Source organism: Streptomyces sp. NPDC048416, assembly GCF_043200435.1.
GTDB lineage: Bacteria > Actinomycetota > Actinomycetes > Streptomycetales > Streptomycetaceae > Streptomyces.
The window spans coordinates 22,528-35,623 of the sequence record NZ_JBICXU010000019.1; the positions used below are offsets into that span (position 1 = coordinate 22,528).

Here is a 13,096-nt window from a genome sequence, read left to right on the forward strand (position 1 = left end):
GAGGTGGGGCCATGGCCACTCTGAAGGACGCGACAGCCATCGTCGGGATCGGGCAGACGCCGTTCGCCAAGCACCTGCCGGAATCCGAGAAGACCTTGGCGTGCCGGGCGATCATCGCGGCGCTCGACGACGCGGGCATCAGCCCGTCCGAGGTGGACGCGTTCGCCTCGTACACGATGGAGGAGACCGACGAGGTCGAGGTCGCCAAGTCCATCGGCGCGGGGGACGTGACCTTCTTCAGCAAGGTCGGCTACGGCGGCGGCGGTTCGTGTGCGACCGTCGGGCACCTCGCCGCCGCGATCGCCACCGGACAGGCCGACGTCGGCGTCGCCTGGCGCTCGCGCAAGCGCGGCAGTGGGCCAAGGCCCTGGAAGAACACGGCCGTTCAGCTTCCCACCCCGGGCCAGTGGACCCGCCCGTTCGGCCTGCTGCGGCCCGCCGACGAGATCGGCATGCTGGCCCGCCGCTACTTCCACGAGTACGGCGCCACCCGCGACCACCTCTTCAACGTGGCCCTCGCCTGCCGCAACCGCGCCAACCAGAACCCGGCCGCGATGATGTACGAACGGCCGCTGACCCGCGAGATGTACATGACCTCCCGCTGGATCAGCGACCCGCTCTGCCTCTTCGACAACTGCCTCGAAACAGATGGCGCGTTGGCGTGTGTCGTAGTCTCCGCCGAGCGGGCCCGCGACTGCCGGCAGAAGCCGGTGTACGTGCACTCCGCCGCCCAGGGCCTGCCCGCCCAGCACCACGGCATGGTCAACTACTGGAACGACGACCCGCTGACCGGCCCCGCCTGGACCGCGGCCCGACACCTGTGGAAACAGGCCGACTTCGGGCCCGACGACGTCGACGTCGCGCAGATCTACGATGCGTTCACCCCGCTCATCCCACTCTCCCTGGAGGGCTACGGCTTCTGCGGGCGCGGCGAGGGCGCGGCCTTCACCGAGGGCGGCGCCCTGGAGATCGGCGGGCGGCTGCCCATCAACACCGGGGGCGGCGGCCTCAGCGAGGCCTACGTCCACGGGTTCAACCTCATCAACGAGGGCGTGAAGCAACTGCGCGGCATCAGCACCGCCCAGGTGCCGAACGCCGCCACCTGCCTGGTCACCGCGGGCGAGGGCGTGCCCACCTCCGCGATTCTGCTGAGGAGTTGAGAGATGCTGACACCCGTGCCCGACGACGACGGCGCCCCGTTCTGGGAGTACGCCGCGCGGGGCGAGCTGCGCGTGCAGGCGTGCGCCGCGCCCGACTGCGGCCGGCTGCGCTTCCCGCCCCGGCCGTGCTGCCCGCACTGCCAGTCCTTCGCCAGCGAATGGCGCCGCGTCTCGGGGCGCGGCCGCGTCTGGTCGTACGTCTTCCCGCACCCCCCGCTGCTGCCCGACTACGCGGCGATGGCCCCCTACAACGCCGTCGTCGTCGAGCTCGCCGAGGACCCGCTGATCCGCCTGGTGGGCAACGTGGTCGCTGCACCGGACGCGGCGCTCGACTCCGTCGACCCTGCGCGTCTGCGCATCGGCGCACGCGTGCAGGTCGCGTTCACCGAGGTCGACGGAGTGACCGTGCCGCGCTGGCTCCTGGAGCGCGCGTGAACGTCCTGGTGACCCGCGACAAGGAGACCGGTGTCGCCGTCGTCACCCTGAACCGGCCCGAACGCCTGAACGCCGTGGACTTGGCGACCGCCGCCCAACTGGCCGACACATGGCACGAGTTGCGGGCGGACGACACGGTCAGGTCGGTCGTGGTGACGGGCGCCGGAGAGCGGGCGTTCTGCACCGGCATCGACCGCTCGGCCCAGGTGCCCCAGCCCTCGTCCCCGTACTCCACCGACGATCCCCTGCTCACGATCGGGCCGAAGGCCAACGACCTGTGGAAACCGGTGGTCGCCGCGGTGCGCGGGATGGCCTGCGGCGGGGCGTTCTACCTGCTGGGCGAGGCGGAGTTCGTGATCGCCGCCGATGACGCCACGTTCTTCGACCCGCACACGACGTACGGGATGGTCAGCGCGTACGAGTCGATGTACCTGGCCCTGCGGATGCCGCACGGCGAGGCGGCCCGGCTCGCGCTGATGGGCACGGCCGAGCGGATGTCGGCGCGGCGGGCGTACGAGATCGGCTTCGTGAGCGAAGTGACCGTGCCCGGCGGCGAGTTGAGCGCGGCCGTGCGCTGCGCGGAGACGATCGCCTCGTTCCCGACCGAGGCCGTGCAGGGGACGGTACGGTCGGTGTGGGCCGCGAAGGAGGCCACCCTCACCCAGGCCCACTCCCGCGCGCCGGCCTTCGTGGCGCTCGGAAACCTGCCGCCCGAGCGGCAGACGGAGCTGTTCGCGACCCGCCGCTCGAAGGACTTCCGTACGCGCTGAGCGCGGGGCGCACCCCCGGGGCGCACCCCCGGGGCTGGCGCGGGTCAGAGGCGGCTCACCGACGCCTTGCAGCCGTGCACCTTGCCGATCAGGGCGGGGTGGCTCATCGGCACCTCGACGTCCCGGGAACCGTTCGGGGACAGGGACACCGAGGCGGTCCCCTCGTCGACGGTGGCGTCGCTCGCGTCATAGAACGTGACCCGCACCTCGTAGCGGCGGCTGCCGGTGGCGCTGCCGCTGCCCATGCTCACCCGCACCGTGGAGCTGTTCACGCCGTCGGCCGCCGAGACGCACTGGGTGACGACCGAGGTGAGGGTGGGCGCGGTGCCGGTGCTGGAGCGCCCACCGGAGCCGGTGCCGGTGCCGGTGGTGGTACCGGTCGTGGTACCGGTCGTGCTGGTGCCGTAGCGGTTGCCGTTGTATCCGGTGGAGCCGCTGGAGCCGCTGGAGCCCGAGCCGTAGCTGGGGCTGTCACTGGGGCTGTCACTCGTACCGCTCGTGCTGCCACTGCCTGTGCTGCCGCTCGCGCTGTTGCTCGTGCCCGAACTTCCGTTGCTCTTGCGGGAGTTGGAGCACCCCCCGCCCGAGCTCGACCCGTGGCCGTGGCCATGGCCGTGGCTGGAGAATCCGGTCAGGGCGAACACCATCCCCGCCAGTACGGCCGTGCACTTCATCCCTCGACGGAACACCGTCCTACCCCCTCCGAAGACCGGCCGACACCCTAACAGCGGGGTCCGTGGCAGCCGCAGGGGTTATGTGCGGGAAGCGCGGGCGCGTGGCGGAGAACGTGTGCCGCCCCGGGTAGCGGGGTGTGCCCACCGGGCGTAGCGTCGGCAAGGAGAGCCGCCTGTTAGGAGGGCCGGAGATGGTCCGCAATGTCATCGGCTCGATCCTCGCTCTCGTCGGAGCGGCGGCCGCCGTCTGGAGTCCCTTCCGTGCCTGGTACGACGGCCGTCACGGCAGCGCCTACCGCATCGACGACCTGTTCTCGGGCATCTCGCCCGACAAGGCTGCGGTGGCCGGTTCGCTGCTGCTCCCGTTCGCCTTCGCGGCGCTGGTGACCCTGGTGGCACTGGTGCTGCGCTCCCGTGCGCTGGTGGTCGTCGCCGCAGTCGTCGTGCTCGGGTTCACCGTGCTGTGGATGGTGCGGCAGGGCCAGGCCGCGGGCAGCCTCACCGTCGACTCGTCCGGCAAGGGCATGGGCCAGGGGGTCGCGCTGGCGCTGGGCGGTGGCCTGGTGATGCTGCTGGGGGCCGCCCTGATGGCGGGCCGCCGCGTCGAACCGTCGCGGACCCGTTCCCGCGTGCCGGCCGTGGACGCGCCGTACGAGCGCGGCGCCGGAGGCCCTGGTGAGGGCCGCGCCGAGCGCGGTGCCGGGGCCGGGCACGGCGGGCCGGGGCGCGAGGCTGGGTACGCGCCGGGTGGCGATGCCGGGTACGACGAGTCGCAGGGACACGAGTCCAGGTACGAGTCGGGGCGCGAGCCCCGGTACGAAGGTGAGGACGGCGGGGGCGAGGGCGGGTACGACGCCCGCCGCACGGGGTCCGCAGAGCGCCCGTACGAGTCCCCGTACGAACCGCCTCCCGAGCGCCCCCACGGGCACCCGCACGGGCACCCCGACGCGCCCCCGCAGGAACCTCCGGGCGCACCGCCGCGCCGATAGAGGCGCCGATAGGGGCCCGGGTCGCTCGTGTCCTCGACGTCCTGTCCGGCGGGGCCCGCAGGCCCCGCCTCCCCCGCGCCCCCGTCACGACGGGGGCCCGTACCCCCATCACGCCCGCGTCACGACGGCTCCCGCACCCCCGTCACCACGTTCGCGTACAGCTCCTCCGATGTGACCAGGCGGGCGTGCAGGCCGCCCGCGGACATCGCCGTGAGCGCGTCCGGTGCCTGCCGTTCGCTGGTCTCCACGAGCAGGGTGCCGCCGGGGGCGAGCCAGCCCGGCGCGGCCAGGGCGACGCGGCGCATGATGTCGAGGCCGTCCGAGCCGCCGTCCAGGGCGACCAGCGGCTCGTGGTCGCGGGCCTCTGGGGGCAGCAGACCGACCTCGTCGGACGGCACGTAGGGAACGTTCGCCGTCAGGATGTCGATCCGGCCGCGCAGTCGCCGCGGGAGCGGGGCGAACAGGTCGCCCTCGTGGACGCGGCCGCCGAGGGGGGCCACATTGCGGCGGGCGCAGCGCACGGCGGCGGGCTCGATGTCGGCGGCGTGCAGTTCGGCCAGAGGCAGCGCCGTGGCGAGCGCCGCGCCGAGCGCACCGGAGCCGCAGCACAGGTCCACGACCACGACGGGGCGGGACGCGTCCGCGGCGGCCAGCGCCTGCCGCACCAGGAACTCGGTGCGTCGGCGCGGCACGAAGACCCCGGGGTCGACGGCCACCCTCAGGCCGTGGAACTCCGCCCAGCCCAGGACGTGTTCGAGGGGCAGCCCCGAGACCCTGCGCTCCACCATCGCGGCGAGTTCGGCGGGATGCCGGGCCGTGGCGAGCAGCAACTCGGCCTCGTCCTCGGCGAACACACAGCCCGCGGCGCGCAGGCGGGTCACGAGGGTGGCGGGGGAAAGCGGTTCAACTGACATGCGGGACAAGGCCTTTCGGATACCGAAGGGCGCTCACGCGGTCACCTGTTTCAGCGGCCGACCGTACGGTCACGAGGAGAGAGCACCCTGCCTGCTGCTGCGGTAATGGGTCTCACCTCCTCGCTCGGGGCCCGCTCCGTACGGGCGTGTACGGAGCCGTGCGGGCCGGTTCGGCCGTACTGCTCGCTCCGGCGCGGCCACCTGCACGGTGTGGCTATGCGACGCGGTACGGGCCCGTACGGGCGTGCGCCACAGTACGTCATGGGCGCCGCTCAGCGGGAGCCCGATGTGGCTGTTCCCTTCACCGCGTCCAGCGCGTACACGCAGCGGTCCTTGCTGCACGCGTACACAACTGCGTTGCGTACGACGGGAGATCCGCTGATCTCGCCGCCGGTGGCGAGCTTCCAGCGCAGCTGTCCGCCGGCCGCGTCCAGGGTGTAGAGGCAGTGGTCGGCGGAGCCGAAGTGGATGCGGCCGTCGGCGACCACGGGGGTGCCGACCACCGGGCCGCCCGCCGCGAAGCGCCACTTGGGGGTCGAGGTGATGGCGTCCAGGGTGTAGAGCGCGTTGCCGCTGCCCACGTGGACGTTGCCGTCGGCCACCAGGACCGGCTCGACGGAGTTGCGGGACTCGGTGGCGATGCGCCAGCGGTCCTTGCCGGTCGAGGCGTCCAGGGCGTACACGGTGCCGAGGTAGTCGGCGAGGTACACGCCGCCGCCGGCGACCGCGGGGCCCGGCGCGAACGTGGGCGGGCACAGGAAGACCGCCGGGGCCTCGAAGTGCCAGCGGACGTGGCCCGATGCGATGTCGACGGCGAGCACACGGGTGCCGGCCGCGACGTACACGTAGCCGTCCTGGGCGGGCGCGATCCGGATCGGGACGCCGCCGCAGGAGGCCGCGTCGCCGATCGGGTAGGACCACCGCTCGGCGCCGGTACGGGCGTCGAGGGCGCGCAGCCGGGCGTCCTGCCAGACGTAGACCGTGCCGTCGTGGATGGCGGGCCCGGCCTCGGGCGTCTCGAAGTCGCTCTGGGCTCCGGAGATCGCCCACAGCTGCTCGCCGTTGGCGGCCTCCCAGGCCTGCACGCCACCACCGCGGGTCCCGGTGATCACGGTGCCGCGGTCGGCCTTGAGGGAGTACACCCAGGCGTCCGCCTGGAGCCGCCACAGCTCGCCGCCGTCGCTCGCGTCCAGGGCGTACAGGGTGGGTCCGTCGGATGCGTGGATGCGGCCGGCCTCCACGGCCATCGCCCAGGCGACGTCGCGTGTCTTGAACTGACGGCGGCCGGTGCCCACGCCCAGGGCGTGCACTTCGAAGGACGTCACGTACAGCAGGTCGCCCGCGACGGCGGGCGTCCCCCACACGTCGTTCGACATGCGAAAACGCCAGGGGCGCCAGCGGCCGGGCGCCTCCGGCGAAGCGGCGGGCTGCGGCACGGGCGCGCTCGGCGCGGCGCCGGCGGCGTGCGCACCCGGCCTGCGGACCCAGCCGGTGGCGGGCCCGGCGTCGACGGCGCCGCGGGTCGCGTCGGCGACGCGGGGGCCCGGCCCGATCGGCACCTTGGCGCCGGGCAGCCGCACCGGATCGTCGGTGTGGACGGGCGGATGGGTCACGGACGAGCCGCCGTGCCGCGCCGCGTACGGGGGGTCGGCGGGGCGGGGTGGCAGCTGCGGGGCCGGCCTGTCGGAGCGGGGGGCCGGCCGGGGCGCGGGGTCGGCGGCGGGCGGGGCGAGGAGCTGCATGCGGCCGCCGCCCCTGCGCTGCTCGATCATGGCGACCGAGCGGGGCGGCAGCCAGGCCGACGCCGTGCCGCTGTCGTCCGATCCCGAGGCGAACAGGTGGGGTGCGAGCTGGGCCTGGAGGTCTTCGGGGGACGGCCGGTTGGGGTGTTCCATCTGCATGCAGGACTCGATGAGCGGGCGCAGCTCGTCCGGCAGGCCGGTGATGTCGGGGCCTTCGCGCAGCAGCATGAACACGGTCTCGACCGGGTTGGCGCCGTGGAAGGGGGCGTGCCCGGTCGCCGCGAAGACGAGGGTGGAGCCCAGCGAGAAGACGTCCGAGGCCCCGGTGACGCTGCGCGAGTCCTTGGCCTGCTCGGGCGACATGTACGCGGGGGTGCCCACGGCCACGTTCGTCATGGTCAGGCGGGTGTTGGAGACCCCGGACGCGATGCCGAAGTCGATCACGCGCGGCCCGTCCTCGACCACGAGGACGTTGGACGGCTTCAGGTCGCGGTGCACGAGGCCGGCGCCGTGAATGGACTGCAACGCCTCGGCGATGCCGGCCGCGAGCCAGCGCACCGCCTGGGCGGGCAGCGGCCCGCACTCGTTCACGATCTCTTCGAGCGAGGGCGCCGGTACGTAGGCGGTGGCCAGCCAGGGGACGGGCGCGCGCGGGTCGGCGTCGACGACGGCCGCGGTGTAGAAGCCGCTGACCGCGCGGGCCGCCTCCACCTCGCGGGTGAAGCGGACCCGGAAGAGCTGGTCCTCGGCGAGTTCGGTGCGCACCGTCTTGATGGCGACGCGGCGGCCCGATGCCGAGCGTGCCAGATAGACCAGCCCCATGCCGCCGGCACCGAGTCGTCCCAGCACCTCGAAGGGGCCGATCCGCCTCGGGTCGTGCTGCGTCAGCTGCTCCACTTGCCCTGCCACCTCCCCGTACGGGCCGTGCATGAATGCGGCCCCGTGCAGCGTCTCACGCGGCACCCCGATTCTCCCTGCCGGAGGTGGCCGGTGGCCAACCCGGGTCGAGACCGGGATGTCTCACCCCGATCCGGGACACCCCGGGCGCGCGCCGCGCGGTTACGCGTCCGTGCCCCGCAGAACGGCGAAGGTGGCGCCCTGGTTGTCGTTGAGGACCGCCATCCGCCCGTACGGGATGTCGAAAGGTTCGGCCCTGACGCGGCCGCCCAGGCGGGTGCAGGCGGCGGCCGTCGCATCGCAGTCCTCGACGAGGAAGTACAGGAGGAAGTGGTCGGGCAGGGCCGCGGGGAAGGCCTGCGACATGAGGCTGCGGGCGCCGACGGCGGTGCCGGGGCCCGGTTCGGTGCCGGGCAGGGACCAGGTGCGGATGTCGGCGCCCAGCATCTCGGCGCTGCCCGCGCTGCCCCCCAGGTAGCCGAAGACGGCCTCGTAGAACGCGTCGGCCTGGTCCTTGTCGCGGGTGTAGACCTCGGTCCAGCAGAACGATCCGGGCCGGCGGCTGAGCTCGAAGCCGGCGTGCGCGTCGGCCTGCCACAGTCCGAAGACGGCGCCGCCCGGGTCGGCCGCGACGGCCATGGTGCCGTGCGGCGGCACCGGCATCGGGTCGGTGATGACCTGGCCGCCGGCCGCACGGATCCGGGTGGCGAGCGCGCGGACGTCGGGGGTGGCGAAGTACACGGTCCAGGTGGTCGGCATCCGGCCGTCCCGCTTGGGCTGGAGGGCCGCGACGCGTCGTCCGTCCCTGTAGGCGTTGGTGTACTGCCCGTAGCGGGCGTCGCCGGTGTCCTCGTCGAAGGTCCAGCCGAAGAGCTCCCCGTAGAACCTCCTGCCGGCCGCCACGTCGGACAGCGAGGCCTCGGCCCAGCACGGCGCGCCTTCCGGATATCCGCCCATGCGCCTGATTCCTTCCTGGGGTGCCCGTCGCGGGGTCGCATCGGGACCGGAGCATCGGGGCCACGCTAAGGGTGACGCGCGTACGGCGCGGGCGCACATGTCGAACATATGGTTCCTTTTCGGCGCTGAGCGGGGCGACGGCCCGGGCGCCGCACGGCTTGTCCACCAAAGTTGTCCACAGGGTGTTGATAACACCATTGGAGTGGCGACCCCGGACCCGGGCGGTCGGCGGTGAGCGGACCGGGGCCGGCGGACAGGGGGCGGCGGCGGTCGGCGGACCCGGGGGCCTTCGAGCGGGACCTGGACGCCCGCGCTCCGGGCCGGCCGCGCCCGCTCCCCGCGTCCACGGGGGCGTACCGCCCCGGGCCCCCATTTGCACTCGGCCGAATAGCGCTCCGATCACCCCTCGGTAAGCTGACGGCATGACAGGACAAGTACGCACCGTCGACGGCCGCGTGGCCGGCCGACGCGGTCAGGCGACACGGCAGAAGCTGCTCGGCTGCCTCAGTGAGATGCTCAGCTCGTCGCCCTACCGGGACGTGAAAGTCATCGACGTGGCCCGGAAGGCGGGCACTTCACCCGCGACTTTCTACCAGTACTTCCCCGACGTCGAGGGCGCCGTCCTGGAGGTCGCGGAGGAAATGGCCAAGGAGGGCGCCGGGTTGACCGCTCTGGTCGAGGGCCGCTCCTGGGTCGGGCGGGCCGGCTGGCAGACGGCGGAGGAGCTGGTGGAGGGCTTCCTCGACTTCTGGCGCAAGAACGACGCGATCCTGCGGGTCGTCGACCTCGGCGCGGCCGAGGGCGACAAACGCTTCTACAAGATCCGCATGAAGATCCTGAACTCCGTCACCAACTCCCTTACGGACGCGGTCACCGAGCTCCAGTCCAAGGGCAAGGTCGACAAGGACGTCAGCCCCGCGGCGATGGCGGGCTCCCTCGTCGCGATGCTCGCTTCGGTGGCCTCGCACCAGAAGGGCTTCCAGACCTGGGGCGTCAAGCAGGCCGAACTCCGACCGAACCTCGCGCTGTTGGTTTACCTGGGCATCACGGGCAAGAAGCCGACGAAGTAACGCGAGCCCATCGGCCCTGGCAAGTCCTGTCGCGCCGACGGCGGTTCACCCTGTCACAGGGGCGACCGCCGTCGGCGTTCCCGTCTGCCCGCCCGGTTGCTCATGGTCCAGCCCTGCGCTCCAGGCGGAAGAGCCGGATCTCGCGCTCGATGCGGGACTGGTAAGTGGCGTACGGCGGCCAGAAGTCGAGGGCCGCGCGCCAGACCGCCGCGCGTTCCTCCCCTTCGAGCAGCCGGGCCCGCACCGCAATAACCCGGCCCTCCCAGCTGATCTCCGCGTCCGGGTGCGCGAGCAGGTTCCCGGTCCACGCCGGATGCCCGGGGCGTCCGAAGTTGGACCCGATGAGCACCCATGTCCCCCGAGCGCCCTCCGGCATGCAGGCCAGCGGCGTGGTGCGCGGCAGACCCGATCTGGCGCCGCGAGCGGTCAGGACGACGCCGGGCAGCATCTGCGCGCTGAGGATGACCCTGCCGCGGGTGAGGCGGTGGACGGCGCGGTCCAGGGCCGGGATGACGTGCGGGGCGAGCCGCGCGAACGTACGGGTCGACGACACCCTCTGCACGAACCGCACCCCGGGCGCTATCCGTGCGGGCGTGGTCCGTGCGGGCGTGGGCGTCACGCCGGCACCTCGGTCTCGGCAGTGGCAGCGGGGGCAGGGGCGGGGGCGGAGATGGGGGCGAAGAGTCCGGCCTGCTCGGCGGCGTGGGCGCGCAGCCGGTGCACCGGCCCGAAGAGCAGGTCGTCGGAGGCGGCCCGCTTGAAGTAGAGGTGCGCCTCGTGCTCCCAGGTGAAGCCGATGCCGCCGTGCAGCTGTACGGCTTCGGCGGCGGTGGCACGCAGCGCATCGAGGCCCTGTGCGAGCGCGAGGACGCCTGCGCCGGGGCCCCAGGCCGCGTAGTACGCCGCCGATCTGGCCGCCTGCACCTGGACGTACAGGTCGGCGAGCCGGTGCTTGACCGCCTGGAAGGACCCGATGGCCCGCCCGAACTGCTCGCGCCCCTTGACGTACGCCACGGTCCGCGCCAGCGCCTCGTCCGCGGCCCCGACCGCCTCGGCGGCCAGGCAGGCGGCGGCGACGCGTCCGACGGAGGCGAGCGCCGCGTGGATGTCGAGAGCGTCGTCGTCCCCCAGCAACTCGCCCTCAACGTCCCGGAGTTGCACGCGAGCCTGGGTGCGGGTCTCGTCCAGGGTGGTCTGCCGGGTGCGACGCAGCCCGGCGGCCTCGCCGTCCACGAGGAACAGCAGGGTGCGGCTGCGGGCGAAGCCGCCGGTGTGCGCGGCGACCAGGAGCAGGTGCGCGCCGTGCCCGTCGAGCACCTGCGCGGCCTCCCCGTACAGCCGCCAGCAGCCGTCCGCCGCCTGCCGGGCCTGCACGCCCCCGGCCCGGCCTCCCCCGGCCCACGCGCTGTCCGCGCTCGCGCCCGTGAGCCCGAGCGCGAGGGCGAGCCCGGCGCCGGGCACCACGAGGGTGGCGGTTTTTTCGCCCCGGGCGAGGGCCGGGAGCAGGGCGCCCTTCTGGGCGTCGGTGCCCAGCGCGGCGACGAGCGGCGCGGCGAGCACGGAGGTGGCGAGCAGCGGGGACGGCAGCAGGGCGCGGCCGGTCTCCTCGCAGGCGAGCGCGAGTTCGGTCGTGGTGCAGCCGACCCCTGCGTACTGCTCGGGCAGCGCGAGGCCCGCGAGCCCGAGTTCGGCACAGAGCCGGCCCCAGAGCGCGGCGTCGTGGCCGACCGGGGTCCGTACCGCGCTTTTCACGTCCGGTGGGCCGCAGTGCTTGGCGAGCAGTCCGCGCAGGGTGCGGCGGATCTCGTCCTGCTCCGCGGTGAAGGCTGCGTCCATCGTGGGCTCCTCCCCCAGAGGCGAGGCCTCTGATCTGACGGGGCGTCATGTTAGGCGCGCGCCACGCAAATGCCCAGCGGGTGCACGGAGTTGGCGTCCGGCGGCGCCGTCGATGCATATCTGATGTACCGTCAGTTCTATGCCGCCGTCGCCCTCAGCACACCGCCCGCGCAAGGTCGCTGTCGTCGGAGTCGCACTGTCGGACACCGGGCGCGTGGACGACCTCACCCCCTACGCGCTGCACGCCCAGGCCGCCCGGCGCGGCCTCGCCGACTCGGGTCTCGACCGCTCCGTCGTGGACGGGTTCTGCTCGGCGGGGCTCGGCACGCTCGCGCCGGTCGAGGTCGCCGAGTACCTGGGGCTGCGGCCCACCTGGGTCGACTCCACGTCCGTCGGCGGCGCCACCTGGGAGGTCATGGCCGCGCACGCCGCCGACGCGATCGCCGCCGGGCACGCCAATGCCGTACTTCTCGTGTACGGGTCGACCGCACGCGCCGACATCAAGGCGGGCCGGCGCACCGCGAATCTGTCCTTCGGCAGCCGGGGCCCGCTCCAGTTCGAGGTGCCGTACGGCCACACTCTCATCTCCAAGTACGCGATGGCCGCCCGTCGCCACATGCACCAATTCGGCACGAGCATCGAGCAGTTGGCCGAGATCGCGGTGCAGGCCCGGGCGAACGCGGCCACCAATCCGGACGCGATGTTCCGCGACCCGGTCACCGTCGACGAGGTGCTGTCCGGCCCGATGATCGCGGACCCGTTCACCAAGCTGCACTGCTGCATCCGCTCCGACGGGGGCTGCGCGGTACTGCTCGCGGCCGAGGAGTACGTACCGGACACGGCCAAGTCCCCGGTGTGGGTGCTGGGTTCGGGGACAGCGGTCTCGCACACGACGATGTCGCAGTGGGAGGACTTCACGGTCTCCCCCGCCGCGGTGTCGGGCCGGCTCGCCTTCGAGCGGGCGGGGGTGCGCCCCGAGGACGTCGACCTGGCGGAGATCTACGACGCGTTCACCTATATGACGCTGGTGACGCTTGAGGACCTGGGCTTCTGTGCGAAGGGCGAGGGTGGCGCGTTTGTCGAGAAGGGCCGCCTGCTGAGGGACGGCGGGCTGCCGGTCAACACGGACGGGGGCGGCCTCTCCGCGTGCCATCCCGGGATGCGGGGCCTGTTCCTCCTGGTGGAGGCCGTACGTCAACTGAGGGGCGAGGCCGGCGCGGGCCAGGTACGCAGGGCGGGGGGCGGGCTGCCGGAGCTGGCGGTGGCATCGGGCACGGGAGGATGGTTCTGCTCATCGGGAACCCTGATCCTGTCCCGAACCTGACTCCCCGCCCCAGCCTGCCCGGGCCCCACAGCCCAGGATGGACGCCTTCCGATGGGCGCGGTCGCGCCCTTCAGGGACGCGAGGAACGGCCCGAGCAACCACCCACTACCCGCACCCGGGCGAGCTCCCTTCAGGGGCGCGGGGAACAGCGCGAGCAACCACCCACGCCCCGCAGACAAGCGAGCCCCCTTCAGGGGCGCGAGGAACGGCGCGAGCAACCACCCACGCCCCGCAGACAAGCGAACTCCCTTCAGGGACGCGAGGAACGGCGCGAGCAACCACCCACAACCCGCAGACAAGCGAACTCCCTTCAGGGGCGCGGGGAACT

General features: G+C 73.2%; 12 protein-coding genes. 6 read left to right on the forward strand and 6 right to left on the reverse strand.

All coding sequences use genetic code 11. The features are described 5' to 3' along the window. Positions 1–11 precede the first annotated feature (11 nt). Genes ACGFW5_RS22720 through ACGFW5_RS22730 form a run of 3 tightly spaced genes read left to right on the forward strand, consistent with a single transcriptional unit; the run spans position 12 to position 2,365 of the window. Positions 12–1,160, forward strand: a complete 1,149-nt coding sequence (locus ACGFW5_RS22720; protein ID WP_393836099.1) for a lipid-transfer protein — start codon at positions 12–14, stop codon at positions 1,158–1,160. 3 nt (positions 1,161–1,163) lie between these two features. Next, positions 1,164–1,595: a Zn-ribbon domain-containing OB-fold protein gene (locus tag ACGFW5_RS22725; protein ID WP_393836100.1), complete on the forward strand. Its 432-nt coding sequence runs from the start codon at positions 1,164–1,166 to the stop codon at positions 1,593–1,595. Then, positions 1,592–2,365 (forward strand): enoyl-CoA hydratase/isomerase family protein, encoded by a 774-nt coding sequence (locus ACGFW5_RS22730; RefSeq protein WP_393836101.1) that lies wholly within the window; start codon positions 1,592–1,594, stop codon positions 2,363–2,365. Before ACGFW5_RS22725 ends, ACGFW5_RS22730 begins: the two co-directional genes overlap by 4 nt. 44 nt (positions 2,366–2,409) lie before the next feature. Here ACGFW5_RS22730 and ACGFW5_RS22735 read toward each other — a convergent pair whose 3' ends face one another. Continuing rightward, positions 2,410–3,039, reverse strand: a complete 630-nt coding sequence (locus ACGFW5_RS22735; RefSeq protein ID WP_393836102.1) for a hypothetical protein — start codon at positions 3,037–3,039, stop codon at positions 2,410–2,412. Positions 3,040–3,230: 191 nt separating this feature from the next. Here ACGFW5_RS22735 and ACGFW5_RS22740 point away from each other — a divergent pair, with 191 nt between their 5' ends. Next, positions 3,231–4,028 carry a hypothetical protein gene (locus tag ACGFW5_RS22740; RefSeq protein WP_393836103.1) on the forward strand — a complete coding sequence of 266 codons (798 nt, stop codon included), beginning with the start codon at positions 3,231–3,233 and terminating at the stop codon, positions 4,026–4,028. Between the two features lie 119 nt (positions 4,029–4,147). On the opposite strand, the gene ACGFW5_RS22745 is transcribed toward ACGFW5_RS22740, so the two are convergent. From ACGFW5_RS22745 to ACGFW5_RS22755, 3 genes are all read right to left on the reverse strand, one after another. Next, positions 4,148–4,942 (reverse strand): putative protein N(5)-glutamine methyltransferase, encoded by a 795-nt coding sequence (locus tag ACGFW5_RS22745; RefSeq protein WP_393836104.1) that lies wholly within the window; start codon positions 4,940–4,942, stop codon positions 4,148–4,150. 272 nt (positions 4,943–5,214) lie between these two features. Continuing rightward, a complete protein-coding gene (locus ACGFW5_RS22750; RefSeq protein WP_393836105.1) occupies positions 5,215–7,581 on the reverse strand; it encodes a PQQ-binding-like beta-propeller repeat protein in 2,367 nt (788 codons plus the stop codon). Positions 7,582–7,743: 162 nt separating this feature from the next. Next, positions 7,744–8,538, reverse strand: coding sequence for a VOC family protein (locus ACGFW5_RS22755; RefSeq protein ID WP_393836106.1), 795 nt, complete (start codon positions 8,536–8,538; stop codon positions 7,744–7,746). A gap of 422 nt (positions 8,539–8,960) precedes the next feature. On the opposite strand from ACGFW5_RS22755, the gene ACGFW5_RS22760 reads away from it, so the two are divergent. Next, complete coding sequence (locus ACGFW5_RS22760) at positions 8,961–9,608, forward strand: TetR family transcriptional regulator (protein ID WP_393836107.1); 648 nt, start codon at positions 8,961–8,963, stop codon at positions 9,606–9,608. A gap of 100 nt (positions 9,609–9,708) precedes the next feature. On the opposite strand, the gene ACGFW5_RS22765 is transcribed toward ACGFW5_RS22760, so the two are convergent. Both ACGFW5_RS22765 and ACGFW5_RS22770 read right to left on the reverse strand, forming a co-directional pair. Continuing rightward, on the reverse strand, positions 9,709–10,191 hold the full coding sequence (locus ACGFW5_RS22765) for a nitroreductase family deazaflavin-dependent oxidoreductase (RefSeq protein WP_393836197.1): 483 nt from the start codon (positions 10,189–10,191) through the stop codon (positions 9,709–9,711). 32 nt (positions 10,192–10,223) lie between these two features. Beyond that, entirely contained in the window at positions 10,224–11,444 is a 1,221-nt protein-coding gene (locus ACGFW5_RS22770; protein ID WP_393836108.1) for an acyl-CoA dehydrogenase family protein, read from the reverse strand. 139 nt (positions 11,445–11,583) lie between these two features. Between ACGFW5_RS22770 and ACGFW5_RS22775 the strand changes: the two genes are divergently transcribed. Beyond that, positions 11,584–12,768 (forward strand): acetyl-CoA acetyltransferase, encoded by a 1,185-nt coding sequence (locus tag ACGFW5_RS22775; protein WP_393836109.1) that lies wholly within the window; start codon positions 11,584–11,586, stop codon positions 12,766–12,768. Positions 12,769–13,096 lie beyond the last annotated feature (328 nt).